Here is a 26850-nt window from a genome sequence, read left to right as displayed (position 1 = left end):
CCTCGAGGAGCGGTTTCGCTACTGTTCCGGGATCGGAGTTGATCCGTCGCTCTCCTCGAACAAGAGCTCCGAGTCCCGATCCGCTTTCGACGTTCTCTTTTCGATCACGAAGTCCTCGAGGACGAGCACGTCGAGCCCCATCCCGTAGAAATCCTTGATGGCCTGCGTCGGCGTCCGGACGACCGGTTCGGCGTGGTCGTTGAATGAGGTGTTCAGCACGACCGGCACGCCGGTGATGTCGGCGAACTCGGAGATGAGCCGGTGATAGCGCTGGTGCTGGTCCTCGCGGACGGTCTGCGGGCGCGTCGAGTCGTCGGCTGGATGCAGGACTGCCTCGAGGTCGTCCGTCTTCTCGGGCCGGACGTCGTAAGCGTCGATCATGAACGGCGCCGGACCGCCGTCGATGAGGTACTCCTCGGCGGCCGACTCGAGTATCGACGGCGCGAACGGGCGCCACTCCTCGCGGTGTTTGACGAACCGATTCACTCGGTCGCGAGACGCGGCGGTGCGGGGATCGGCGAGAATGCTTCTGGCACCCAGCGCCCGCGGCCCCAGTTCCATCCGTCCCTGGAACCAGCCGACGAGATCGCCGTCCGCGAGCCGTTCGGCGACGTACCGCTCTACGTCGTCCGGCTCCGCGTACGCGAGCTTGTTCGTCTCGAGGATCGATCGGATCGCCGCCGTGTCGTACTCGGGTCCGAGGTAGACATCGGTCTGGCGGTCGACGGCCGACGGCGGCTGCTGGGACCAGCCCGCGCCGAGCGCGAGGCCCGCGTCGTGGGCGACCGGCTGGACGAAGACGTCGTCGACCAGCGGCGACTCGCGCACGCGCTTGTTCAGCTTGCAGTTCAGTGCGACGCCGCCAGCGATCGCGACGTTGTCCGTCCCCGTCTTCTCGATGGCCGTCTCCGCGATAGCTACGACCGTCTCCTCGAGCAGTTTCTGGGCGGTATGTGCGAGGTCTTTCTCCCACTGATCGAACTCGCCGGGCGTCTCGTTACGCGGACGGTCGAACGCGTCCTCGAGCACCTCGACGCCGTGGCCGGTCCCCCACCGTTTCGTCAGCGCGGTGACGTCGTAATCGGCGCCGGTGTCGATCAGGTCGCGCAGCACGCCTTCGATTTCCGGATTGTCGTTTCCGTACGGGGCGAGTCCCATCACTTTCCCCTCCCCGTTGAACATCCGGTAGCCGAGATACTCCGTCACGATCGCGAAGAAGAGACCGAGACTGTTCGGATGTTCGTAGGTGTAGGCGCGCGTCAATCCGTCCCCGTCAGCGTGCCAAACGACCGTCGAGTCGTACTCGCCTTTCGCGTCGATCGTGAGGACGACGCCCTCGTCGAATCCCGACGGGTGGAACGCGCTCGCGGCGTGACAGCGGTGGTGAGAGATTGTCTCGATCGGCGGCACCGGCGCGCCGATGGACTCGAGGCGGTTCTCGATCTGTCGGGTCGGGACGAACCGACTCCGGGCCTGCGTGACGAGCGTCTCCTCGAGCGCGGAGAGTTTCCGTGCGCCGCCGGGTGCTCGGACCGCGTCGGTGACGTAGTGCGAGGCGATTTTGCCCCGGAGCCGCGGCTCGTACGGGAGGAGTATTCGATCGACGTTCGGGAGCGTCAGATCGCGGTGGTCGAGACAGGCTCGAATCGCGCGCTCCGGAAAGGTGTTCGTCGCGTGTTTCTCCCGCGTGTATCGCTCTTCCTCGACGCCGAAGACTGGCGTGCCGTCTTCGAAGAGGACGGCGCTCGGATCGTGCTGGCCGTAGAGTCCGATTGCGGGTTTGAACGCGAGTCGATAGTCAGTCATGGCTCGTGAAAGTAACCGTACTCTACCCAAACTCAGACGACAGCAAAACGGCAGTGACGATTTGCTGACCCAGCAAATCGTCGAATATATCGCCGTGCGGATGACGGGCGACTCCGGACAACAGCACCCCATCGCCGCTACACACCTAAAACCGTGCGTATCGGGCGGATATCCTCGACGATGCTCGACGTGGCTGCCTCGAACTACTCGAGCGAGCGCGTTCCGGTCTCGGATCCGACGAGAAGCGCTGAGTCGCCGAGCGAATGCCGGTCTCGTACGTCTTGTCGGAAGCCCCGCCAGTTAGGTAGGCGAGGACGTCACACGAGCGTGACTGGTGCCATCGCCACGACACCCGCACCGAACCCGATGAGCAACTCTCGACGACCGCCGTTCGGGAGGTCCGCGCCGGTCTCGAGCGCCTCGGGAATGAACTCCGTCGCGACCAGATAGACCATCGCGCCGGCGGCGAATCCGAAACCGAACGGCAGGAACGCCTCGGCCCACGAGACGAACACGAACGCGATGACCGCGCCGATTGGTTGGGGAAGGCTCGAGAAGACCGCCGCACCGACCATCCGCCAGTTAGACAGTCCCATCGTCCGCATCGGAATGGCGATGGCGGTTCCCTCCGGAACGTTGTGGATCGAGATGGCGATCGTCATGAACACCGCGAGCAGCGGGATCGAAAATCCGAGTATCGAGACGCCGCCCTCGAGTCCAAGTTCGGCGAACGAGACGCCGATCGCCACGCCCTCGGGGAAGCTATGGACCGTTAGAATGCCGAGGATAAGGACGAGTTTCTTTAGGTCTCCCTCGGCGAACGCCGTCGCCTCGATTGGCGCACTCCCGTGACCGTGTCCGTGACCGGCGCCGTTCGCTCGGACCTCGCTCGAGTCCGTCGCCTCGAGATCGGATCCGTGTTCGTCGTTGCGGGTTCGTTCACGGTCGTGCTCGTGTTCCCCGTTCCCGTGGAGGTCAACCCCGTCGAGGACCCTGTCGGAGAGTTCAACCAGCGCGACGCCCGCGAGCAGGCCGCCGACCATCAGCGTCGGAAACCCGCCCGAAGCGTATGCGAGTCCCTCGTCGACGAGACCGAACACGGAGACCGTCACCATGATTCCCGACGCGATCCCCCACAGCCCCACGTTCCAGCGATCGCTGAAGTCGTCGACGAAGAAGAACGGCAACGCGCCGATTCCCGTCGCTAACGCGGTGATAAAGCCCGCGACGAATACGACGACGAGGTTTTCCGCGAGTGCCATATGCAATGTATGAACGTGGTGGCAAAGAGTTTTTCTAAAATAGAAAATTTATTTTGGCTTGCCTAAACCAGAGTGGCGAAACGATCTATCAGTGGTCGCCTCCGGTCCATTGCTCGCGTCGATCGAATTAGGAGCGTCACGCCGAATCGAACCGTGTCCCTGCTCGCGAACCGAACCAGGTGCGATCAGTGTCGGGATTCGATGTGGATGTTAGTTGGCTGCGCAGTTGTTCGGCCCGAGTTCGAGCGCCTCAACGTCGCTGCCGGGCTGCTCCTTGCCCCAGTTGATCTGCTTGATCTCGTTGTAGTTGGCCGGTTCGTCCGCGAGGCTCTCGACGATGGTCTCGACGAACGCCTGCTCGTCACCGTCCCCGACGTAACTCAGGAGTTCGTTGGTGGCCTCCGCCCGGAGGTCACCGAGTTCGGTCGCGAGGGGGCGTACCGATTCGTCGCTGAAGTGACCGGGCAGCACAACGGTGTCGTCCTCGAGAGCCGTCAGCCGCTCGAGGCTGTCGAACAACTGACCGGAGGCTTCCCGAACGGCCTCCTCTGCGCCGTCCTCGAGGTCGGGACGGCCGACGCTGCGGAGGAACAGCGTGTCGCCGGAGAGCAGCGCGTCGCCGAATCGGAACGAGACGCTGCCGGGCGTGTGACCTGGCGTGTGGAGTATCTCGAGTTTGCGTTCGCCGACGAGAATCGTCTCGCTGTCCTCGAGTTCCGTCACGTTCTCGAGGTCGCCGGCGTCGTCCCCGTGGAGGTAGTACGGCACGTCCAGTTCGCCCGCGAGTCGGCGAGCTCCCGAGACGTGGTCGGCGTGGGCGTGCGTGTCTGCGACGCCGACGATTTCGAGGTCGCGCTCGTCGGCCGCGTTCAGGTACTGATCCATGTACTGGCTCGGGTCGACGACGATCGCTTCGTCACCGTCGTAAGCGAGATACGAGACGCAACCCGTTCCAGGACGGACGACCTGAACGACGCCCTCGACATCAGTCGCGTCCTCGAGGTCGTACTGGCGATGGACGCGTCCCCAGCCGTTCATCCCGTCGTCGATCGTTGTTGCGTCGAACCCGTGCTCGCGGAGGAACTCCGCGGCCCGTGCGGACGTGATGCCGGCGACGCAGACGACCGCGATCTCCGTGTCTTTCGGGAGGTCGTCCAGACGCTCCTCGAGCCCGGAGTAGTCGTACTCCAGCAACTCGTCGTAGATCGGGACGTTCGTACTCCCGTCGATCCGCCATTCCTCGTAGTCGTCTTCGTTTCTGACGTCCAGGACGAAGAGGTCCGCCGCATCGTCCTCCTCGATGCGTCGAGCGACGTCGGCTGGATCGAGATTGGTATTGCTCATTACACCCAATACTACACAACACGCATTGTTAAATCCGTCGGTCAGATCGAACGGATAAATAAACTTAATTTTACGTCCGATTAGACTGTTTTCGTTTCTGTTGATGATGCGTCCATGGCTCTGGTCGCATTCGATACGGGGATAGGGTTTCGAAGAAAAATCGAAAAAGAACGTCACAACTGTGAACGGCACCGCATCTGCGGTGAGTAGTTTCCGTTCGAGGATCGTAAACGTGTCTTGTAGCCGCTCTCGTTAGCTCTGGGCTGGGATTTCGGTGCCGGCGTCGGTGTGTTCGTACTTGTCCTCGAACTCCTGGATGAGCTGGCCCATTTTCGCGTACCAGTCGTTTAACATCCGCTGCATGTCGCTCGCGATCTGGGTCGGGTCCGTCGGATAGTAGACGTGGTAGTAGCCACCTTGATCGTAGTTGATCTGCTCTTTCTGGATAAACCCGCTCTGGAGCAGTCGCTGGATCGAGCGGTACGCGGTCGAGCGCTCCCGGTCGACCTGGTCGGCGACCTCGTCGATCGTCAGCGCTTCTTCGCTCTCGACCAGCACGCGAAAGCACTCCTTGTCGAGTTGCTTGAGCCCGTGGATACACTCCAACAGCCCTTCACACTCCATATCCTGCTGCAGTTGTTCCGCCATCGAATTAGCCATTTTACTATCCGCTGATAAGGACCGCACCGGTATAAGGGTTGTGTGAATATTGCGCAATCTTAATGCGCCGCGGTCAAACGCGGTGTGCGGCGTCTCTGACGTTAGTCCGCGGACGCCGCAGACGCCTTCGACTCCGATCGCATCGTCGCGATCGTGCTGTAGATCACAGCCCCGCTGACCATGAACGCCGAGAGCAGGATCAGCGCGAAGCTGATCGTACTCAGGACTTCCATTCCGAGGTAGTCGCCGACCTGGCGGAACGCGACGGCGATCGATCCACCGAGCAGCATCGGCCCGAAGTAGATCTTGATGTCGCCCTCGTCGACGATACCGGTCGCGGCCGATCCAATGCGAGCACCGAGTGCACTCCCCACGAGCAAGGGTGCGACGATCGAGAGCGAGACTTGCCTTGAGTGCCTGGGTCGAATCGGCGTCGAGGAGATCCACCTCGTGACCGTAATCCCGTCGAACGTCCACGAGGGGATGCCCGGGATCGACTTCGAGGAACGGCGCGAGCAGGCACTAGGACGCTACCATCGCGTCATCGAAGACGCCGGTTTCGACGTCGAGGCGCACGTCGTCCGCGGCACGCCCCACTGGCGAATCAACAGCGTCGCCGAGGCAATCGGCGCCAGCCTCACGGTCGTCGGCTCGCGGGGAAAGAGCCCGCTCGAGAACCGCGTCATCGGGTCGACCGCGCGCAACCTCGCGCAGACGACGGTCGTGCCGCTGCTGGTCAACCGGATCGAACGCGGGGCGAACGAGCCGTCCGTCGTCCGCGAACATCTGTTCCAGCGGATGCTGTACGCGACGGACTTCTCGGAGAACGCTGAGCGGGCGTTCGAGGCGTTCTCGTACCTTCGTCACGCGACGCGGGAAGCGACGCTGGTCCACGTCGAGACGCCGAAGGACCCGGTGCTCCCAGAGGGCGCCGATCCGGAAGCGCGACTAGCGGAGCTGGCGACCCGACTCGAGGAGTGGGGTATCGAGACGCGGACCGCAGTCAGCCAGGGTGATCCGGCGGACGAAATCCTCGCCGCGGAAGCCGAGTACAAGCCGACGGCAATTCTCGTCGGCTCGCGCGGTCACAGCAGGCTCCGCTGATTGTTACTCGGGAGCGTCTCCGAAGACGTCGTCGCACGGGCGAACGGGAACATCATGCTCGTTCCGGCGGAACGAATGACCTGACGGCGGCGAGCCGAAACCGACTCGCCCCACTCCGGGGCTCATAGGTCTCGTGCACAATCGTCGACGTATTCGTCTGCGAACCAGCGGGTAATCGTGCTCTCCGTGCGATTCAGGATGTCGCTACAGGTGGTTTGGTCACGCCGAGCTCCGACACGACGTCCGTTCGCGTCGCTTCGCGAGGAACACCGTAGTACCCCGCGTCGAGAGCGGTCAAAAAGACCTCGAGCTGCCGATCCGCCAAAGGGACCTGTGTGGCCTGATCTGCAGTCAATCGCTGTCGCAAGAGGACCCGTTCTCCAAACTCTCGTCTTGTATTTTGAGTAGGGCCGTCTCAGACACCAGTAGTCAAGTCGATTTAAGGGCGATATGATTAACAGGCCAGAGTTCGTGGTATAGTCAAATGCGGACTCGAGAACTTCCGGAAGAGGCACCCGGACACTATCGCGAATCTCATCCATATCCATACTACATTCCGGAAAAGCTCCCCCTCTCGACACGAATCGATATCGACGACGAACTCACGGAACGTATCGCCGAGGCGTCCTTTCAGCTCGGCCGAATCGACGGAATCAGTCCAACCGTCGATTTCTCGCCGGTCCTCTATACGTCCCTCGTTCGACTCGAGGCCGTCGAAACCGCCGAAATAGAAGGGGCCGATGTCGACGTGGACGAAGTATACGCCCATCACACGCGGACCAGCGGAAACGAGAACGTCGATGTGAGTCGGGACTTACAGGAGGTCCTGAATGCCGAACGCGCCCTTCAAAAAGGATTCAACGCGATCAAAGAGGGCGAGCCGATAACGCTCGAACTCCTCCAGTCGCTCCACAAATTGCTCCTCGAAAACGTTCGAAACGAAGGTGAAGTCGTCGGAGAATGGCGGACGACTGATGTCCACCTCCCTTCTCCGTACGCCAGTCAACCGCCGTTCGTTCCCCCGCCGCACCAATCGGTTCCCGAGCTGATGGACTCTCTAGAGACGTATATCCAAATGGGCGGCCAATATCACCCGCTCGTTGATCTCGCGGTTACGCATTATCAGTTCGAGACGGTTCATCCCTGTGCGGACGGGAACGGTCGGCTTGGTCGCATTCTCATCGTATTACAGCTCTGCGCTGAAGGATATCTGAGCGAGCCGTATCTCTATCCGAGTGCCTACTTCAATCGCAACAAGCAGGAATACGTCGAGAAGATGCGTGCTGTGAGCGAAACCGGGGACTGGCACGACTGGATCGCGTTTTTCATCGACGGAATCGAGGTGCAGGCACGGGACTCGTACGAGCGGACACAGCGGCTGATGGAACTTCGGCGTGACTACGAGCAACGGTATCCACACCAGAAAACGAGTCATCGCCTTGCGCGGGGCGTCTTCGACATGCCGTACTTCACTGCTACCGATGTCCAAGACGAGTTCGATGTCAGTCGGCAAACCGCATATAACGCCATCGAGGAGTTAGTATCCGACGGTGTTCTCGTTGAGGCGACTGGCAAACAGCGGAATCAAGAGTACAAAGCGATCGACATTTTCGACATTCTCGAGAGAAGGCCAGATCACTAGTTCGGAGACCGTTAGTTCACGGCACGCTACGTCGTCGAACGGAACCGTTTCGAATTCCTCGAGGTCCTGCTCGAAATCCGCCATGAAGGTCCCAGCGGTCGGCCGTGAAAGTTCGTGACCACGCTAGTTCACGAGATGGTTTTGAATCCGTTCGAACTAATCGGCCGTACTCTCACGGAGTGACATCGGGACACATCTGTTTAGTTGTCGAAGGAACATTTGATCCGGAGGTGATCATTTACTATCGAGGAGTAAATACGCCTCATTCAAGTCCCGAGTCGATCCAATCGCAGATAAGAATCGTCATTTGAGTTCATTGATCGAAGCATTCAGAGACAGAGACTTGGGGAGTTGCTGATCTAGACCTGTCACTATCGCTAAGGCCTCCTAGAGTTCTAACTTCTTCTCATCGAGTGATGTCTGCCCGTTATTCATCCGGGCGCACATCATTCAAGCCGCTTTGATCCACTTCCGAATATATGTGATTAGATGATTATCTCGAGCTATGGTATTCCGAACGTACCGGTGAGAACTATTCGCACCAGCGACCCGTCCGAGGCCATGGAGGTCCTCATCAGTCGTTTAGCATTGCCTCCTTAGCTTTCTTGATCCACTTGTACTTCTCGACGTTGGGGTCGGCGCTGTCAGGATGGACAGTCATCGCTAGTCGACGGACGATCGGCGTCACGACTTCGGAGAGCGTCCGGCGCGACGTCCAGAACCTCGACAGTTCCTCGGCGAGGAGAGTATTGCTCAAGGCTGGCGGCACCGTGATCACCCCGCTGGTGTCGACGTGCCTGTCAGCCGGCGGCAGCTGGGCGATCTCGTTACTATCCCGGACGATCTCGACGCCGCATCGATCAGCGATCGGCACCCGTTACCAGCGTTACTGCGATGGCATTGCAAGTACGGTAGCTCGGACGAAGGCACACGGCTCACTCCGCAATCATCGCTCACGTCAAGGATTTACGGATCCGACTCGTACGCAGCACATATTCATGGACCGTCCCGATTCCGCTCAGGACGTGACCCGCGAGGACGTCCGGAGCGTATTTGCGGGGTTGGACCAGCCGTCCACGCCGATCACAGCACCCGAAGTCGCCGACCGGGTAGCGTGTACGCCACAGACCGCACACCGAGTCCTCGAGGAACTCGCGGAACGCGACGAACTGCAGACGAGGGAACTCGAGCCAGGGACTCCAGTGTGGTGGCGATCCGAGCAGTCGACCAACAAGCGAGACGACGGCGCGGAGTTCGAGGCCTTCGTGAGCGCCGTCACGGACTACGCGATCATCACGCTCGATCCCGACGGCACCGTCGCCAGCTGGAACGAGGGGGCGAACCGAATCAAGGGCTACGAGACGAACGAGATCATCGGCGAGCACGTCTCGACGTTCTACACCGACGCGGCGATCGCCGACGGAGCGCCCGAGCGAAATCTCGACATTGCGCGGGACGACGGCCGGGTCGAGGACGAAGGATGGCGCGTCCGCGCCGACGGCTCCCGGTTCTGGGCGACCGTCACCATCACGGCCGTCCGCGACGAGGAGGGAACGCTGCAGGGCTTTACGAAGGTCACTCGCGATATGACCGAGCGGCGGGCCTACGAGCAGCAACTGCAGCGGGAGCGCGACTTCACCGAGCAGATCCTCGAGACAGTCCCGGTCGGTATCGGCCTGCTCACGCCGTCGGGCGACATCGTTCGGGCGAACCAGCGGCTGGCCGACCGATTCGATATCGAGCCGAGGGCGTCCGAGTCATCATCGATCGACTCGTGGGACCTCTACGACGTCGACGGGGAGCCGATTCCGGCCGACGAGCGGCCCTGGACGCGGGTCCTCGAGACCGGGCGCCCGATAGAGAACTACCAGTGTCAGGTCGACGTGCCGGAGGTCGGCTCCCGGTGGCTCTCGATTACCGCCGTGCCGCTCGAGCACACCGAGGACGACGAATCGAGGGTCGTCCTCGCGGTGGACGACATCACCGAGCAGAAGGAACGGGAACGGGAACTCCGCCGCGAGTACGAGCAGACCGAAAAGCTCCTGCGAACGGCGCCGGTGGGGATCGCGGTCCAGAACGCCGATCGCGAGACGATACTGGCCAACCGGCGGGCCCAGGAGACATTCGGACTTTCGGAGTCGGAGTTCACCGACAATCCGGTGGACACCGGCGGGTGGAAGATCTACGACGCCGACGGCGAACTCCTCGAGCCCGAGGAGACGACGTCGGGCCGCGTCTTGCGGACGGGTGAGCCGATCTTCGACGAGGAACTGATATTCGAACCGCCGGACGGCGAGCGACTGTACTTCCGGGTCAATACGGCGCCGGTCTTCGGACCCGACGGCGAGATCGAACGCATCATCACGGGCAGCAAGGACATCACCGAACTGAAAGAGCGAGAGCGACAGCTCGAACAACGAAAGAGTGAACTCGAGACCGAACTGAGCGAGATCCTCGGCCGGATCTCCGACGCCTTCTACGCGCTGGACGACGAGTTCCGATTCACCCACCTCAACGATCACGCCGCGGAACTCGTCGGACGGCCGAAAGACGAACTCCTCGATCTGAAGGTCTGGGATGTCGTTCCCGACGGAACGAAAGACCGCCATCGAGCGGAGTTCGAACGGGCCTTAGAGACCCAAGAGCCCGTCACCTTCGAGATTTATGAAGAAAGCAATGACGTCTGGTTCGAGTTCAACGTCTACCCCTCCGAGACGGGGCTCTCGGTCTACTTCCGCGACGTGAGCGAGCGAAAGGAGTACCAGCGCAAACTCGAAGAGTCAAACGAGCGCTTAGAGCAGTTCGCCTATGCGGCGAGCCACGACCTGCAGGAACCGCTCCGGATGGTCACGAGCTACCTGCAACTGCTCGAGAGTCGCTACGCCGACGAGCTCGACGGGGACGCAGAGGAGTTCATCGAGTTCGCCGTCGACGGCGCCGAGCGCATGCGCAAGATGATCGACGGGCTGCTCGAGTACTCCCGCGTCGAAACACAGGGCGAACCGCTCGAACCGATCGATCTCGACGAGGTGGTCGACGACGCAATCGGGAACCTGCAGGTGAGGATCGAGGAGACCAGCGCCTCTATCGAGACGGAATCGCTCCCACGGGTCCGCGGCGACGAGAGCCAGCTTCAGCAGGTCTTCCAGAACCTAGTGAGCAACGCGCTCGAGTACAGCGGCGACGAGCCGCCGCGGGTTCGGATCTCGGCCGACCGACGGGGCTCGAGGTGGAAAGTTTCGGTCCGCGACGAGGGGATCGGGATCGACCCCGACGATCAAGAGCGGATCTTCGAGGTGTTTCAGCGGCTTCACGGCCGCGATGAACATCCGGGAACTGGTATCGGACTCTCGCTTTGCCAACGGATCGTCGAGCGCCACAACGGCGAGATCCGCGTCGACTCCGAACCCGGGAAGGGGACCACGTTCACCTTTACGCTTCCGGCCGCGTGAACGATTCCCAGCGAGCCGCTCGGATCGTCCCTCTCACGGACGATCGAAGGCGTCTATGACGTCTCGGGTTCGTTCTTCGGAAGGTTTTTCGTTCTGAGAGGTAGTACAGGATCACCGCAAAACCTCCTGCGGGGACGATTACACCCAGCCCGTACATTTCCGGATTTTTGAGATCGAGCCGTTTCGCATCGAGGTACAGTAGGATTCCTATCGGAAACTGGATCACGAGTGCGCCAAGCGATAATGTAATAATAACAATAACATCAGGCATAGTAGTAGTCGTCTGAACTGTGTATTGAAGGTACCTGTTCTTCACCTGGGGCGTCTTGAGCCAGTCTTCTAGTTGGTCACGACTCGAGAGTTGGTATGGTCGCGAAGGAGCTTGTCGGTGAAATTTCGGCGATATTGAGTGGTACTCGGCCGGCTGCTGAAGGCGAAACGTGTGAAGTAAGGAGAACGCGCTGGTGAACTACCCCACCCTACCGCTCGTCTTTCGGCTCGCGCTTGAGGGTGGTAGAACAGTGTAAGAAACACGAGCGGCGCTGTATCCCCTCCCTGCTCGCGTCTTCGGCGCTCACTGAGGAAGGGGTCTTAGCGCCTCAATCCAGATAAACTACAATCCCTCTTTGAACCACGCGAAGAGCTATACATCACTCTCCCGTCTGAAATCGTATGGTATCAACGATATCTACTGACCAAAAATTCGATCTCTCGATCGTTATCGGTGCCGTTCTCGCACTGTACTGGATCCTGTACATCGACCCGCTAACCGGAGAGGTGTTGGGACTCGTACTCGGTAGCCTGCCGGTCCTGATTGGCGTCTACCTGTATGTCGAACCGGAGCAGTACGTTCTCCAGAGTCTGGTCGGACTCGCCGCCGTCGCACTCGGCGGAGCAGCCCCGGCGACAATTCTCTACCAAACTCCGGCGGGGGACTGGCTGGTCGGGAGCCAACCGCTTCCGCTCTCGCTCGGCATCATGCTGGTCGTCGTCGTTGCTACGCTCGTGGGTCGACGGTATATTCAATCGACCGTCGACTCGAGCGATTCAGTTCCCGCCTGAATCGCGTTCGGAACGCACTCGAGTCTCACTACGGATGAAGATCGGACGGTCGGCTGGCCTCTCTCGCGACCGTTGAGGGGTGTCAGCGTCACTCCGGTTTCAGTTATGTAGTGTCTGAAAAGGATTATGCACGAATAGTGATTTGGCGATCAGATAGACGAAGAGGATTCTTGGACGCACTTGATGACTAGCGCAAAGGGAGTACAGCTAATTCGCTGTTAAAACGGGGCAAACAGCGAGGCTAGTCGAAGTCGTACCCCCACTCGCGAAGCTGATCGGCGACTTGATCGATGTGCTCGAGGCCGACGAGCAACGCGGCTTCGCGGAGATCGGCCTTCTTGACCGACTCGTCGAGCACGTCCTCGATCTCCAACCGCGTATCGCGCTCGCGGTCGAGGGAGGACTTCTGTAGGTGCAGTTGGACGGTCTTCTTCCGGCCGTCCGTGATGCTGTTGCGCTCGTAGATCCACGGCAAGCCGCGGCTATCGGTCGCCGAGTCGTCGTCCGTCGTCGGTTCGCTATCAGCCGTCGATTCGCTGTCCGTCTCTTGGCGCTGGTCGCGACCAGCGGACTCCAGTGATTCGGACTCATCTCGAGACGCTGAGTCGGTCGACTCGGTCGCCGACCCTGACTCGGTCTCGGGTTCGTCATCCGTCTCGTCAGCGTCGCCGAACGGATCGTCAGCGCTCGCACCGCTCTTGAACCCGGTCATGCTGTCACCTCGTCCTCGATCGCGCCGGGTTCGGGCGGATTCGGCGCTTCGATTCCGCGTTGTTCCTCGAGATAACGGGCGAGACGATCGAACTGGGCGAGCGTCTCGAGTTCGTGATCTCGCGGGTAGTCGCGGTGCTCGCGCTGGTACGTGAACGCCGAGCACTGCTGCTTCCAGCAGCCTTCCATCAGCGACGTTCGGTCGCCGATTACCTCGGGCGTCGGGAACGAGATTTCCTCGAGGAGTTCCGCCTGATCGTTCGTTCCCTTGAATCCGTTCGGCACCGCAGCGAGGACGCCGACCTCGATACCCATCTGATCGGCGAAGTTCGTCGCGAGTTGCTGAAGGCCGTCGACGGAGGCTTCGCCCTTCGCGGAGGGCTCGACCGGGATTACGAGGTTCCGCGTGGCGTAAATCGCATTGTAGAGGTGATCCGATTCGGTCGCCGGCGGGTCACAGATCAGGACGTCGTACTGCTCGGCGATGCCGCCCTCCTGGAGAACGCGCTGGAGTTGAGCGTAGATGTTGTACGCGTCACCGAGCTTCTCGGCTTGCTGTTTTTCGCGCGTGAGAAAATCGGAGAGGTCCGAGAGCAGGTTGTGTTCCGGAATGACGTCGATCCCTTCGGCAGACTGGATCAAATCGTCGAACGATCCGCGAGGACTGCCGACCATGTGACGGACGAGGTTGTCGGCTTCGTGATCGGCGCGCTCGTCGTCGACGCCGAGTAGTCGGCTGAGGTCGCCGTCCTGGGGATCCAGCGGGACGATGAGGACGTCGAGCCCCGCTCGAGCGTGCGCGGCAGCGAGATTCGCCGTGAGAGACGATTTCCCGACGCCTCCAGCTTCGCTGTAAACGGTGTACGAGAGCATAAGAAACCCTGATGGTCTACGTTGATATGAATGTTCTCCAAATAAGCCATACAAATATGATGCCTAAGTAAGATCCCAATAGACCATATCTAAGAAACATATCTAAGAAACTTACCTGGAATCCCCAGGTCCATTGATTATACTACTCTCTCGCTGACGTTCGAGAGACAACATGGATTATAACGGCGAAGGAGACGTTATCGAACCCAGTCATCAAAATAAGATATCTAAGAAACATAGACATGTATCTTAGACATCTCCGCTTGCTTCGACTCAGCAATGATATAGGCGGCCTCCTCGTGAGAGGTGCGATTGTAAGGGACTCAGCGGATATTCCAACTCAAGAGCCATTGCGGGAGGTACCCGAAACACAACATATCTTTGCCGTCCGCAGGGTCCCGTGACCGGAGACTGACGGTCTTGGACAGCCAGGATCGGTACCCTCGCTTCGAAGTTATCTGCTACTGTTGCCCACATAACTTTCCTAAGAAATGAGTCTAAGATACTTAGATTAGAATCTGAGGAGACTAACAGAGACGGACTGGAACATCCACTTGCGTTCCGAATCGACCGTCACCACTCGAGCGGTTCGACATCGGCAATCGAAACATCGTCACCCTCGAGCGTTACGTTGTAGGCGCTCCGGAAGCCCGCATTGAGACAGGGCGTATCAGCGACAGTAGCGACGCCTTCCCGTTCGTGAATGTGGCCGCACGCGACGAACGAGATATCGCACTCGGTGAGCCCGTTCTTGAGCGTGATCGATCCCCAGTGGCGGCCACCGATACGTGGGACCGACTCCGCGGCGCGGTCCAGCGGCGTATCGAACGGCGGGAGGTGAGTCAAGGCGATCCGCCTGGCGTTCGCTTCGCTTTCGCGCTCGGTCGTGAGCGACCGGAGCGTCTCGTACCGACCGGTGTAAGTAGCAAACTAGTCGTCGAACGCGTCGATTCGCTCGCGCAACTCGGGGAGGGTCGCGTCCGCCTCGCCGCGACCGGCACAGTCGAGCGCCCGCTCGAGCCATGCGTCCGGATCGTCCGGTTCGGTCACCGCGTCGGGATCGTATCGAACCTCCTGGCCGGCATCGAACGTCTCGCTTCCAAGTCCGAACGCGCGGTATCCCTCGATCGGATACGTCTCGCGATGGAGGTTCCGCACTCGCGTCGGCTCGCGGACCACTTCCGCGTGTCGTCGGTAATCGTGGTTGCCGGGACGGGTAAGACCGGGACGCCGAGATCGTTCAACTGCTGAAAGAACACTCGCGCTTCCTCGAGACCGACCAGTTCCCCCTGCTGTGGTTTTCCGTCCGTTACGGTCACGCAGGAGTGAGCGACGTCGCCGACGGTGAGGATCGCGTCGAATCGATCCCACGAGAAATGCGGTTCAGCGTCGAATCCGTCCTCGCCGAGGTGGAGATCGCCAAGTACGAGCAATCGCAGGGAATCGCGTCCAACGACGCCCTCTAGCGGCTTAGTACTGCGTTGAAACCGGCGTTGCTCTCGTATTCAGACACGTTCACCAGTACGATCGGACCGGCGGTCGCGAAAAAGAACAGTCCCGCTGAGACGGGAGGAAAACGAAGCGCTGCTGAGCCGCCGGAGCAAAACGTCTCAAAGCGACCTTCCGTCTGCGACCTCGCCGAACAGATTTCGAAACGAGGTGAGGTTCTAATAGACTGCGTCTCGAAGACGGTCATGATGAGCACGGCTGTCGACGTCTCCAAACAGTGTACGTTCGCGTCGGCGATCGACGTCACGACGATCCTCGAGCGACTCGAGATCCAGTTCCTCGACGTCGACGACCGTCGGGCGATCGTCATCTTCGCCGGTGCGATTCTCAACCTCGAGTGTCGGACGGGGACGCTAACGAACCTCACCAGTGCGGAGATAACGGTCTACGACCTCCCCGTCGACAGTCACCGCAATTCCGACAGCGATGACGATACCGCGCGGAAACTCCTCAAAGACTTCCTCGAGCAACTCGCCGACGCCGGCCACCCTCCGTAAGCGTGTTTGATATCCGCCGCGACGTTCATTCGTGCCGTGGACGTCCGAGTATTGGGATTACGATTTCCAGTTTCTGAACCGACCCGCTCGTGGGAAACGAGGGAGCGAGATTCCAGGCCGCCGAACACCAGTTACACAGCATCTCCAACGCGTGCGCGTTGTGAAATACGAGGGTCGCGTCCGTCTCAGCTCATTCTGCTTCGGGATCGTCGCCGAGCGAGCCCGCGTATTTGTCCTGTTCCTCGTCGGGGAGGTACTGCCGTTCCCAGTCGACGACCTCCGGAAAGCCGGCGAACTCGTGGAGACTCCCGACGGATTGGGCGTTGAACTCGTCGTCGATGGCCCGCATCGCCCCAACGGGATCGTCCGCGAAGGCGCTGAGGTCGGCATGAACGTTCGCGATTGTCGACAGCGTCGACGCGATCGGGAATATCACGAGATCAAATCCCCACTCGTCGAGCGACGAGAGGTCGACGTACGGCGAGGAGCCGAGATCACCGACGAAGTTGTAGACGAGCGGACCCGAGACCTCCCGGCCGATTCGCTCGAGTTCCGATTCGTCGGTCGGTCCCTCGATAAACGCGATGTCGGCGCCGGCCTCCAGAAAATCGTTCGCGCGCCCGATCGCTTCGTCGAGGGAGCCGTCCCCCGTTCCGCGGGCATCGGTTCGAGCGATGAGAACGAAGTCTTCGGCGCGGTCGTCGCGAACGTCGGCCGCGGCTTCGATCTTTCCGACCGCCTCTTCTCGCGGGATGACTTGGCGTCCTTTCGTGTGGCCACAGCGTTTCGGGAAGGTCTGGTCCTCGATGTGGATCGCACCGACGCCGGCGTTGATGTACTCTCGGACGGTCCGGATCACGTTCGTCGCGTTTCCGTACCCGTTGTCGGCATCGGCGATAAGCGGAACGTCGATGCGCTCTTGAATGGTCGCGGCGTTGTCGATCATCTCCGGCATCGTGATGAACCCGGCGTCGGGATAGCCGGTCTTCGATAGCGACGTTCCGTACCCGGTCATGTAGATCGCGTCGAAGCCGACGGCGTCGGCGACGCCGGCGGTGAGCGGATCGTGAACACCGGGACAGACCAGTAGTTCGTCGCGGTCGAGACGCTCTCGAAGCGCGGTACCGGAATCGGTCATACCCGATCACTCGCCGGTCGGAAGGAAGTCGGTATCGATGCGATTCGGACGCGTCGTCGGTGACGTCCGTTTCAGTAGTTCTCATCTGGCTCCTAAGCAGACTGGGAGCTGAATAGCTCGGATCAAATATGATACTTTGAAGTATCGTACTCTGAAGTCACTTCGTTACGAGCATGGCCTATTCCAGGTGACGCTCTTCTGTACGACTCGCGACCAGAACAGCAACCTCCTACAGGGAAATAATCTCGACCTCAAGTGTCGGGAAGGCGAACTGACTATCCTCGAGCAAAAGTAATCGTCTCCGATCTCTTGGTTAGCAACGGGAGTGCTCCCGGAAGTGAGTTCGCTACTGCGATGAAACTCATCGACTCGAAAATCAACTGATGTCGAGACTACTGAGAGTATGCTCGTATGTGAATGCGACTCGGAAAGGAGAGCAAGATGGGAGGAGACACCCACCCCACGTTTCCGACGTATCGAGAGGGACCGAAGGAGTGCTGGGAACCAAAAATGAAGAACGGAGGTGAACCCCCACACCCCACGTTTCCGTCGTTTCTCCAAGAACGGAGGCGGGGGTATGCAGATAGCGGTCTATGTTACCGGATCTTGGATGCCGGAAGCTACTCCTAATAGCTAGACTGAAGTGGTTAGGTTGACTATAGTCCACTAAGCTAACTTCGTTTACTGACGAAACAATGGTTATTCGTTTCGTCGGTCGAAATGGAGGTCGACTATCTTCTCCTTTCCGTAGCTGTCCTTGGTGGATAACACCAGTATCGAACGAATAATCCGTGAAAAAACACCCTCCGAACGATCGCTTCAACTCCACCCACCCACTCTCATCAAGTTACGACGGAAACGTGGGGTGTGGGGGTGAGCAGACTCTTCTCTCTCTATCGTCTTTACCGTCCCGTTATCGGCGGTATTCCGATCTACGTCGGAAATGCGGTCATACTATCAGCTGTCTTATTCCCTCTTTCCAAACTCTCTAAACCAGGTATTCAGTAGAATTACGACGGAAATTCGGGGTGGGCTTCCCCACTAGTTTTATACTCCTACCGCTCACATCGTTTTCTATCGAATGACACCCGACTCCTCGTCCGATTCCGTCGATGATCCGCTCTTCGAATCGGGGCATCGGATCTTCTCGAACAAGGATCTCTTGAAAATCGGCCACGTTCCCGAAGCCGACCGAATCGTCGGGCGCGATGAGGAGATTTCGAAGCTAGCGAAACGTCTGAACGGCGCAGTTCACGGATACTCTCCGGAAAACGTGATGATCTACGGGAAGACGGGAACGGGGAAGTCATTGGTCTCGAGGCACGTCTGTCAACGCGCCCAAAGTGCGGCTCAGGAGGGTGTCACGATCGGGACGGCGTATATCGACTGCGCTGAAGATAATACGGAAACGCAGGCGATCTCTTCTCTCGCTGCGAAGTTAAATGACGAATCCGTTACCGAGATCACCGTCCCGCACACCGGTCTCAGCACGTCAAAATACTACAAACTGCTTTGGAAAACGCTCGACGCGCAGTTTGACTCCGCCATCATCATCCTCGACGAGATCGATCTGATGAACGACGACAGTCTCCTCATGAAACTCTCGCGGGCCGAGGAGGCGGGGAAGATCGACTGTAGTATCGGCGTCATCGCGATCAGCAACAAAATCCAGTACGTCGACAATACGAACGAACGCGTCAAGAGCAGCTTCCAACACAAGGAACTGTTCTTCAAACCCTACGACGCGAACCAGCTCCGCGAGATCATGCTCAATCGTGCGGACGCGTTTCAGGGCGGGGTTCTTTCCGACGACGTGATTCCGCTGTCCGCTGCGTTCGCCGCCCAGGAACACGGCGACGCGCGGAAGGCCATCGATATCCTACGCCACGCCGGCGAGGTCGCCTACGAGGACGGCGCCGAGAAAGTCCGAGAGAAACACGTCCGGCAGGCCCAACAACACGCCGAAAAGGACCGCTTCCGGGAACTCGTCAACGGTGCGCCCACCCAGGCGAAGGCCGCGCTGCTCGCGTTGACCGAACTCAGCGTCAACTCTGACGACGACGCGTTCCTCACGAGTCGCGTGTACGACCAGTATGAGCGCATCTGCGAACACCTCGATATGGATATTCTCTCGGTTCGCCGGTTCCGAGACATCCTGAAAGAACAGGCGTTCCTCGGCGTCGTCGAGATCGAGAAGATCAATAAGGGGAGTGCGGGAGGGATCCATCTGCAAAATCGGCTCATCGAGGATCCGCAAGTCGTCCGCGAGACCATTCTGGAGGATAGCCGAATGCAGAACTGGGATGACGACTAAATTTCCAGAACATCGAACAAGAATATACGACGGAAATCCGGGGTGGGGCGTACGGAAACGACGGAAACGTGGGGGGTCCGAATGGACGACGGAAACCCGGGGTGCGACGGGGTGTGTTCGAACTACGACGGAAACGACGGAAATTCGGGGTGGGGCGTACGGAAACGACGGAAACGTGGGGGGTCGAAACCTACGACGGAAATCAGGGGTGTGGAACGGGTGTGGGAACTGTTAGCAGAGCGATCCGGTCTTCTCGAGCACACGCTGGACCGAGGCGGGTCTCTATTGGGGATTCCGTCACTCCTCAAGGAATCGGCGCGTTAGCGCACTGACTTCGGATCGGAACGCCTTCATGTCGACCGGTTCGCTTTCGTGGTAGAGTCGGTCGTGTTCTTCGCGACCGATATCCTCGAGGACGCGCTCGTAAAGCGTGTCGAACGTTACGGGACGGCCCCGTTCTTCGAGTTCGCTCGAGAGCGTTTCGAACCGTCGTTGCGTCGCGTACGTTTCGGCTACCTCCGCCGCGGAGGCGTCGACTGGCGCTGTCGCCTCGATCTCGCGAAACGACGGATGCAGGAGCGTTGCTCGCTGGCCCCGTTTGTTCTGGACGATCACTCCTTCGGCGGGTCCGTCATACCACGCGGACTGGGGGACGGAATACGAGTCGGGATCGAAGTCTCGAGCGCGCCGTTCGCGCTCGAAGACGTTCACCGTGTGGAGACCGAGCTGATTGAAGATCCGCTCGACGGTATCGACCGAGTAGAACCGTTCCTTCTGGGCCGACCAGACGTCGAAGCCGAGGAACGACGGCGTCCGTTCCCAGTCATAGTCGATCGTGTGCCGATGCATTGCCTCCCCGAAGAAAACGAGCGCCTCGACGTCGTCGACGGCGTCGCGAAGCGCTTCTCGCTCGAGGTTCGTTCGCACGTGACGGACGGCGTGTCGGTACGGTTCCGGAACGGCATCCGGATCGTCGTAGACGCGATTCCGATCGCCGAATCGAATCAATCCCGACTCCTGGAGTTGAAAGCGGAAATGCGCCCCGTCGACTTTCTCTATCAGCCAGAGATGCCCGTCCTCGAAGCAGCCGTCAGCAACGTCGGCGATCGGCGGTATCGATGGAAACCTCTTCATGAGCTATCGATCGTTGCCATCCAGATTATAGACCATTCTGGTAGCATGTACCGGTTCGGTCTTAAAATATTGTCCCCCTCTCTTGTCACTCCGTCGTCGATTGTTATCTCGGCAAGGAGACGATGGACACCGTCTCCATCGCTGGGGTTGCAACTTGCGAACGGATAGCGTATTCGTGTGAGCGCTAAAACCGGGTCGGCCTGTCGAAAGAGTAATTGCAGTCCGTTGTACTCAAACGACACCGCTACGGGATCGATACTGTGGTAATTCCGCCGCAAGTACGACTGTGTCAAGTTCCGGGGGCGTCGCTACGCTTTTGACCGGAGTAGTCTCCGATAAAAGCCCATGAACTGATCTTCGGTTCTTAGACTAAGATCTTAGGTAAACGGTCCCTGAAGAAGGATCCATGATAAAATGCCGGATGATGATCGAAGATCCGATTTCGCTCTCGGTTATGAGTTACCATCAGATATGGGACTTGAATACTACGTCACGGGTACACCCTTTCTCAATAATATGAGAAATGATTGGTTGTCCTTTCTATCGAAAACTATACCAGAATGCTCTACCAACGCCCCTCTCTGTGGATCGGACCCACTCACGATAACCTCCGTTCTGCTCTGGACACTTATTGAGATATTTCAAGACGGTTTCCAAACATATATGGTGAAATAGGTATGCTAATAGCTCAAATGTTCTTCAGAGCAGATATATACGTCGGTAATAGTATCTGCCTGCGTCCTCTTTCTCGACTGTAACTCGGCTTCTGGAGTACGTCTGATCGCCTGATTACGACCACCTATCCCAAACTTCTCTGTTCACAGAAAATTATCTATAAGTGGTAGCTCCTTCCGACAGAGATCGATATGCAATCGTATTTCGATCGAAAGGTCCACGGCGTCCTCGTCAACTCCCGACTCATTACTGCGAACGGTACGAAGTCGGAGCCGGTCGTGACCTTACGACGTCCTTCTCGTCCCTCGTCTCTGGCCCGTTCAAGGTTTTTCGTAGCCGAGTCGCTCGAAGACCGCATTCATCTGAGTAGTACGCTCCTCGAGGGCTTGCTCTCGGGCGATTTTCTCGGGCTACCGTTCGAGATCGTCTCGCTCACTAGCTCCGATTCACCTTCCTCGTTCCGCTTCAACGTCGCCGAGTTCTTTCCATTCTCCGGTCGATTCTGCTCGACTTCGAGTCGGCTCCGCCCCCGTTGTACCTCGAGTATCCTGATCTGGCCGGTCGGAAGCTGCGATCGGATTCGGTTTGGAAGCCCATTGGTCGATTAGTCGGCGCCAGAGTCGTTGCCAGCGTTATTCTCGACAGTTACGGTAAATAACTCCGCAATGGAGACTCCATTTGCGTATTTTGCGGTTACGCCGAGTTCGTAGTCCTTGGGCGGTGCATCTCTCGGGGGGCGTACCATCCAGTCGGTTTCGGCGTCGTTTTGCGGACCAGACGCACCCGAAATCGCTGGTCCGGCCGTGATATCGGTAAACGTCGTTGAGGTCGGCTCGGATTCCCAGCCGTCGGGCGCATCACAGGTGACGTGAACGCTATCGATTGTCATTGGCGAATAATTAGTGAATGTAAGCGATCGAGTGATTGCCTCACCCGGTGCGACTGTCGCTTCAGTATCGCCGAGTGAAACCGTTGCGAATGGGTTGGTACCGTCCGGGCTGCCGCTACTGACCCGGAATAATGCGAGCCCGTGTGACGGAACCGATGCACTGATCAGACCGGCGGTCTGCCAGTCGGTTCCGTTCCAGAGATCGCGAGCAACGTAGCAGGAGGCAGCTTCGAGTCCGACCGCCTGGGCGCTGGTCGTAACCGTCGTTCTCCTATCGCTACGATTCAGTAATCCGACTGCCCGATCCCCGTTCTCAAGTGTTTTCGCCCAAACAGAACGTGGGAGACCGTCCTCACCCCTGATGTGTTGAATCCGCGTCGCCTGATTGCCCGCCGGATCCTGATCGATCGCGATCACCTCGTCGTTAGTGAGAATATCGCGAGTCTCGTCGGACATATTTCGAATGTCGTTGCCGGCCATGAGCGGCGCGGCCATCATCGCCCACATGCCGAAGTGCGTTCGATCTTCCGCTTCGGTTAGGTTTGGATACTCCGGCAGGTCCACGCCGACTACGAGCATGTCCGGATCGTTCCAGCGACCGGGACCCGCGTATTCGGCGAGCGGCTCGTTCTGATCGATGATGTCGATAATGCCGTTCCCCCACAGCTCCTCTTGGGCGCTCCAGAGGGGTTTAATATCGCCAGTTGTCCGCCAGAGGTCGCCACCTATCTCTGGGGCCCACATCCACGGATCGTTGTCTCCCCATTCGCAGATGCTGAGAACGATATCCCGATCGACGGCTTCGAGCGCGTTGTGCATTCGCGTATAGCGCTCAACCGCCGACAGGCCGTAATGGTCTCCGCAGTTATCGTATTTGAGCAAGTCGACTCCCCAGTCAGCGAACGTCTGTGCATCGGTTTCTTCGTAACCGAGGCTGCCGGGAAGGCCCTGACACGTCGTCGTCCCCGCTGATTCGTAGATACCGAGTTTTAGGCCTTTGTCATGAACGTAATCGGCGAGAGCACTGATGCCGTTCGGAAACGTCTCGGGATCCGGCTGGAGGTTCCCGTTCGCGTCGCGTTCGGGAGCCATCCAGCAATCGTCGATACAGACGTACTCGTAGCCCGCTTCCGTCATCCCGCTTTCGACCATTGCATCGGCGGCGTCCTTGATCAACCCCTCGTCAATGTCGCAGTAGAACGTGTTCCAGCTGTTCCATCCCATCGGCGGGGATTCCGCCAACGTCTCGTCTGCGCTCTCGCTCCGTTCGCTGTCGTCGTCGGCGGTAACCGTCGAGTTCGCGAGGAGACTACTGGCTCCCGTCGCCGCTGCCACTTTCATCGCGGACCGTCGCGTTATCGGCGGTGTAATTGAATCATCGCTGCCTACTCTCTCCGCTGCACTTTCAGTTTCGTATTTATTTCTTTCGTTCATGATTTCATCTCTCTATTTGAGTGGCTGTAACACACTCGTATAATTCCCAATCACAACCGCTCACTTAAGCTTTGTGTAATGTGTTATGAAAGGGCGTGCCGATGTATACCATTCGACGGTCAGAGACACGTAGATCAGCGTTCCGACGATAGTATTTCGCACACCGGTCGCGAAGGCGAGCCGCGGCCTCCTCGAGCAGTCCTGGAAGCATGACCGTGCAACGATGGTAGTCCTTGCCGGTTCAAGCGTTGTCTGTGGCCGGTTTCGGTATCGGGCTGTCGCTCGACTTCGTGCACCCAGCTACGAACGATCAATCGAGCCCGTCCGACACCGGATGTCTCGAGAAACTCGGATCGAAGTAGCCGATACTGGGACGAAGACGTGCGATTTCGGGCCCAGAACACGTTGAAACCGTCACGTCTCACCTCTTTCCACCGCTGAATACCGTCGTGAACGGACGGCAACGCTCGTTAGGTCTTCCGTCCGGCGTCACCCGATATTTTGTCGGTCCGCACAGGCGGTCTCAGGGCTGTTTCTCACTCAATGACGACCGCATCGATATCGTAGTATCCCCAGCCGTTCTCTATCGTGATCTCGTTGTAGCCCGCGTCGAACTGATAGCTCCCTACAGTCGTCTGCTGGAACGAGGTCGTGTACGGGAGCGACGCCTGCCCGACGGACTGTCCGTTGACGTACAGGTTACACTCTTTGTCGTCGTGTGGCGCGGCGTATCGGATCTTGACAGTTCGTTGCCCGCTCGCCGCCGCGTCGAAGTCCACCGTGACGGAGTCGCCCGAGCTGTCGAAGCCGGTGACGTACGCGTTGCCCCAATACCCCGATCGGCTCGTCGACGTCGAGACGCCGTCGAGCGAGTAGTACTCGGCGTTCAGGTAGTGAGCCGTCGTCTCTCCACCGCCGCCAGAGCTTTCACCGCCCAGCTTATCGTACACAGTGCTGAAGTACGAGGTTTTCGAGTAGGACGTTGCACCGCAGTCGTCGCCCCAGAACGGGGCGGTCATATTCATGGGATCGGACTCGCCATCGCCGTTCCAGGCCCACCCGAGCACCGGCCAGCCCAGCGACTTGGCGTGGTCGACGACGGCGGACCAGTCTGTCCGATCGTCCGGGCCGAGCGGTCCGAACTCGCCGATCAGGCACGGATGGGTCTGGTTCGTATTGAGGTAATCGAGGTGCGACGCCTGCAGCGGCTCCCCGGCATACTGGTTCCACGCCTTTGCGTACACGTGCACGGAGAACGCGATGTCGTCGTCGCCAATATAATCGACGCTCTCGGCAGCGATCTGGGGCTCCTGCCCGTACCCGGGTACGTCGCAGATTACCGTCCCGTCGTAGGCGCTGTCGCGCAGTCTACCGAGCGCGCTGTCGTACGCGTTGCCGTACTCCGACGCCGATACGTCGTGGGGCCCCCACTCGTTGTGGAGGTTGATCACGAACGAGGAGTTCTGCGAGAGGTAGTCGTAGTTTTCCACCCACCAATCCGCGGCGTCCTGCAGGTCCTGCGGGTCTCCGGAGCCGTTGTTCAGCCAGTGGTGATAGGTCGCGATGACTTGGTAGCCGTTGGCGTTTGCCTCGTCGATCCAGCGACGGACGTCGGACAGATCCGCGCCCGTCTCGCCGCCGCTCGGCGGTTCGATCTCGATCCGGACGGTCTCGATATCGGGATGGTCGTCCATCAGGTCCCACCCCAGATTCTGGTCGCCGCCGCAGTAGTACGCGGGTTGGAGGTTGACGCCGTCACCGAACGATGCGCCCGCCGCAGTCGTCGTTGTGCTGCTCGCCAGTACGCCTAGACCGATCGTCGTTCCGATCGCAGTGGACTTGAGTACATCACGTCGTTCGTACATTTTTCTAGCTCCGAAAGGAGATTCAATAATATCATTATTAAATCTTAGGGAAATTGAGTCAAAGCGGACGTTACGAAACCGGTTGCGGACCGGCTGAGGATGTTCGGTCTCCACCGCTTCAATCACGCCGTCAATCGCGTCCCGCGCGACGTCGCTTCCGATCCGCGTAGAGCGGACGACCGGATTCGGCATCCATCCGGTTCGCGAACCGCTCTATCAGCCGTATCGTGCGGTCGTCTCCGGGGAACACGTAGAAGCCATCGTCGTACTGGGCTCGCTTTTTTAGAGTAAGTTGCCAGACGACGCCCCCGTCGGCGTCCAGTTCGTCGAGTCTATCGTACCAAGTGTCGTAAATGCTGTTCCGACGGGCGATCTGCTGTCGCGTATCGTTCGCGTTCCGATCCACCTGGATGCCGAACTCGCCCAGGTAGACGGGCTTCCCGACCCGTTCGTGGCCGTCTCTGACGTGGTCCTCGATCCATTCGGTACCGTACTCGGGGCTGACACCCCAGTGGTCGGGGTAGAGGTGGAACGAGCACGCGTCGACGGTGTCGATCCGGTGGTGATCCACATACGCGGTTCCCTGAGAGCCGTCGCGGAGCCAGTCGTCACCGTCGCCGTCGTAGAACCCTTCTATGCCGGTCGACACGAGGTGGTTCGGATCGAGGCACTTGATGAACCCCGACACCTCCTCGATCCAGTCTCCGAGTACGTCGACGCCCTTCGTCTGGGCGCGCGGCTCGTTTCCGAGTTCCCACATCGCGATAGTCGGATCTTCGGCGTACGGGACTCCAGAGATGGAGTTCGTGCGCGTCACGATCATTTCGACGAAGTCGCGGTACAGCCGCCGCGTCTCGAGGTCGGTGTAGAAGTCGTCGTGCTCCTCGGCCGTCTCGGACCACTCGACGTATTGTTCCATGCCGCCGTACGCTCCCCAGTTGTTCGCGAGCGGGAGGAGCAGACGGAGCCCCCGGTCCGCTGCGGCCTCAATCACGTAATCGAGATGCTCGAAGGCAGACTCATCGTACTCGCCCTCGGACGGCTGGAAACAGTGGCCGTTGCGTCCGGCGCAGAACGCCCACGTTCGGACGGTGTTGAGCCCCAGATCGGCCGCCCGGTCGAGCATGGCGTCGACTTCGTCTCTAGTCGTCCGGACGTCCGCGAGCCAGAAGTTGTTCGTTCCGGCGAGATACTGCGACTCGCCGTCCACCGAAAACGACGTTCCGTCGGTCGCGAGGAAGCCGTTCGGTCGGTTCGACGCTTCGTCGGACGCCGCCGCCGCGAACCCGGGGAGAGTGAGTCCGCCGGCGACCGCACCGCCGCTGCGGAGGATCGTGCGTCTTCGTACCATGGATGGTGCGTTTCGAATTCACCGACATCTGTAATAAATTTTTTCAAAGGGAACTAACGGTACGGATACCGGTCGGACACAACGATAGGACAAGAGCTAAGGGTTCGGGCAAAGCCCTTCCGCCGGAG

General features: G+C 59.4%; 21 protein-coding genes and 2 pseudogenes. 7 read left to right on the top strand and 16 right to left on the bottom strand.

Annotation, left to right across the window (positions count from 1 at the left end; genetic code table 11):
• Positions 1-18 precede the first annotated feature (18 nt).
• The 5 genes and pseudogenes from EH209_RS20080 to EH209_RS20060 form a co-directional block, all read right to left on the bottom strand.
• Positions 19-1806 carry a carbamoyltransferase family protein gene (locus EH209_RS20080; RefSeq protein ID WP_126664583.1) on the bottom strand — a complete coding sequence of 596 codons (1788 nt, stop codon included), beginning with the start codon at positions 1804-1806 and terminating at the stop codon, positions 19-21.
• A gap of 317 nt (positions 1807-2123) precedes the next feature.
• A complete protein-coding gene (locus EH209_RS20075) occupies positions 2124-3068 on the bottom strand; it encodes a ZIP family metal transporter (RefSeq protein ID WP_126664582.1) in 945 nt (314 codons plus the stop codon).
• A 210-nt stretch (positions 3069-3278) separates the two neighbouring features.
• On the bottom strand, positions 3279-4412 hold the full coding sequence (locus EH209_RS20070; protein ID WP_126664581.1) for an MBL fold metallo-hydrolase: 1134 nt from the start codon (positions 4410-4412) through the stop codon (positions 3279-3281).
• Positions 4413-4664: 252 nt separating this feature from the next.
• Positions 4665-5072, bottom strand: coding sequence for a helix-turn-helix domain-containing protein (locus EH209_RS20065; protein ID WP_126664580.1), 408 nt, complete (start codon positions 5070-5072; stop codon positions 4665-4667).
• Between the two features lie 101 nt (positions 5073-5173).
• Positions 5174-5476 (bottom strand): annotated as a pseudogene (locus EH209_RS20060) (sulfite exporter TauE/SafE family protein); the annotation flags it as partial.
• Here EH209_RS20060 and EH209_RS20055 point away from each other — a divergent pair.
• Positions 5421-6260 (top strand): annotated as a pseudogene (locus EH209_RS20055) (universal stress protein). The pseudogenes EH209_RS20060 and EH209_RS20055 sit on opposite strands and share 56 nt — an antisense overlap.
• Positions 6261-6369: 109 nt before the next feature.
• Here the strand turns inward: EH209_RS20055 and EH209_RS25060 are convergent.
• Positions 6370-6474, bottom strand: coding sequence for a helix-turn-helix domain-containing protein (locus EH209_RS25060; protein ID WP_343132696.1), 105 nt, complete (start codon positions 6472-6474; stop codon positions 6370-6372).
• Between the two features lie 186 nt (positions 6475-6660).
• On the opposite strand from EH209_RS25060, the gene EH209_RS20045 reads away from it, so the two are divergent.
• Positions 6661-7818, top strand: a complete 1158-nt coding sequence (locus EH209_RS20045) for a Fic family protein (protein ID WP_126664579.1) — start codon at positions 6661-6663, stop codon at positions 7816-7818.
• A gap of 574 nt (positions 7819-8392) precedes the next feature.
• On the opposite strand, the gene EH209_RS20040 is transcribed toward EH209_RS20045, so the two are convergent.
• Positions 8393-8692: a hypothetical protein gene (locus EH209_RS20040; RefSeq protein WP_126664578.1), complete on the bottom strand. Its 300-nt coding sequence runs from the start codon at positions 8690-8692 to the stop codon at positions 8393-8395.
• 124 nt (positions 8693-8816) lie between these two features.
• Between EH209_RS20040 and EH209_RS20035 the strand changes: the two genes are divergently transcribed.
• Both EH209_RS20035 and EH209_RS20025 read left to right on the top strand, forming a co-directional pair.
• A complete protein-coding gene (locus EH209_RS20035) occupies positions 8817-11270 on the top strand; it encodes a PAS domain-containing sensor histidine kinase (protein WP_126664577.1) in 2454 nt (817 codons plus the stop codon).
• Positions 11271-11942: 672 nt separating this feature from the next.
• Positions 11943-12332, top strand: a complete 390-nt coding sequence (locus EH209_RS20025) for a hypothetical protein (protein ID WP_126664576.1) — start codon at positions 11943-11945, stop codon at positions 12330-12332.
• Between the two features lie 241 nt (positions 12333-12573).
• On the opposite strand, the gene EH209_RS20020 is transcribed toward EH209_RS20025, so the two are convergent.
• The 4 genes from EH209_RS20020 to EH209_RS24810 form a co-directional block, all read right to left on the bottom strand.
• On the bottom strand, positions 12574-13044 hold the full coding sequence (locus tag EH209_RS20020) for a hypothetical protein (RefSeq protein WP_126664575.1): 471 nt from the start codon (positions 13042-13044) through the stop codon (positions 12574-12576).
• Positions 13041-13916, bottom strand: coding sequence for a ParA family protein (locus tag EH209_RS20015; protein WP_126664574.1), 876 nt, complete (start codon positions 13914-13916; stop codon positions 13041-13043). The genes EH209_RS20020 and EH209_RS20015 overlap by 4 nt, the downstream gene beginning before the upstream one ends.
• Positions 13917-14489: 573 nt before the next feature.
• Positions 14490-14762, bottom strand: coding sequence for a hypothetical protein (locus EH209_RS24815; RefSeq protein WP_249038865.1), 273 nt, complete (start codon positions 14760-14762; stop codon positions 14490-14492).
• An 84-nt stretch (positions 14763-14846) separates the two neighbouring features.
• The gene (locus tag EH209_RS24810) at positions 14847-15095 is read right to left on the bottom strand and encodes a hypothetical protein (protein ID WP_229380296.1); all 249 of its coding nucleotides are present in this window, start codon (positions 15093-15095) and stop codon (positions 14847-14849) included.
• A 146-nt stretch (positions 15096-15241) separates the two neighbouring features.
• On the opposite strand from EH209_RS24810, the gene EH209_RS24805 reads away from it, so the two are divergent.
• Both EH209_RS24805 and EH209_RS20005 read left to right on the top strand, forming a co-directional pair.
• Complete coding sequence (locus tag EH209_RS24805; RefSeq protein ID WP_229380297.1) at positions 15242-15382, top strand: hypothetical protein; 141 nt, start codon at positions 15242-15244, stop codon at positions 15380-15382.
• A 231-nt stretch (positions 15383-15613) separates the two neighbouring features.
• Complete coding sequence (locus EH209_RS20005; protein WP_126664573.1) at positions 15614-15922, top strand: hypothetical protein; 309 nt, start codon at positions 15614-15616, stop codon at positions 15920-15922.
• A gap of 190 nt (positions 15923-16112) precedes the next feature.
• Here the strand turns inward: EH209_RS20005 and EH209_RS20000 are convergent, their stop codons facing one another.
• Complete coding sequence (locus tag EH209_RS20000; RefSeq protein WP_126664572.1) at positions 16113-17060, bottom strand: isocitrate lyase/PEP mutase family protein; 948 nt, start codon at positions 17058-17060, stop codon at positions 16113-16115.
• Positions 17061-18141: 1081 nt separating this feature from the next.
• On the opposite strand from EH209_RS20000, the gene EH209_RS19995 reads away from it, so the two are divergent.
• Positions 18142-19374 (top strand): orc1/cdc6 family replication initiation protein, encoded by a 1233-nt coding sequence (locus tag EH209_RS19995; protein WP_126664571.1) that lies wholly within the window; start codon positions 18142-18144, stop codon positions 19372-19374.
• Positions 19375-19671: 297 nt separating this feature from the next.
• Here the strand turns inward: EH209_RS19995 and EH209_RS19990 are convergent, their stop codons facing one another.
• The 4 genes from EH209_RS19990 to EH209_RS19975 form a co-directional block, all read right to left on the bottom strand.
• The gene (locus EH209_RS19990) at positions 19672-20508 is read right to left on the bottom strand and encodes an RNA ligase family protein (RefSeq protein WP_126664570.1); all 837 of its coding nucleotides are present in this window, start codon (positions 20506-20508) and stop codon (positions 19672-19674) included.
• Between the two features lie 1279 nt (positions 20509-21787).
• Positions 21788-23296 (bottom strand): NEW3 domain-containing protein, encoded by a 1509-nt coding sequence (locus tag EH209_RS19985; protein WP_249038864.1) that lies wholly within the window; start codon positions 23294-23296, stop codon positions 21788-21790.
• 746 nt (positions 23297-24042) lie between these two features.
• Positions 24043-25371, bottom strand: coding sequence for a CBM35 domain-containing protein (locus EH209_RS19980; RefSeq protein WP_126664568.1), 1329 nt, complete (start codon positions 25369-25371; stop codon positions 24043-24045).
• A 130-nt stretch (positions 25372-25501) separates the two neighbouring features.
• Entirely contained in the window at positions 25502-26722 is a 1221-nt protein-coding gene (locus tag EH209_RS19975) for a glycoside hydrolase 5 family protein (protein WP_126664567.1), read from the bottom strand.
• Positions 26723-26850: the final 128 nt, after the last annotated feature.

Source organism: Haloterrigena salifodinae, assembly GCF_003977755.1.
GTDB classification, from domain to species: Archaea; Halobacteriota; Halobacteria; order Halobacteriales; family Natrialbaceae; genus Haloterrigena; species Haloterrigena salifodinae.
This window is presented reverse-complemented; position numbering and strand designations above follow the sequence as displayed.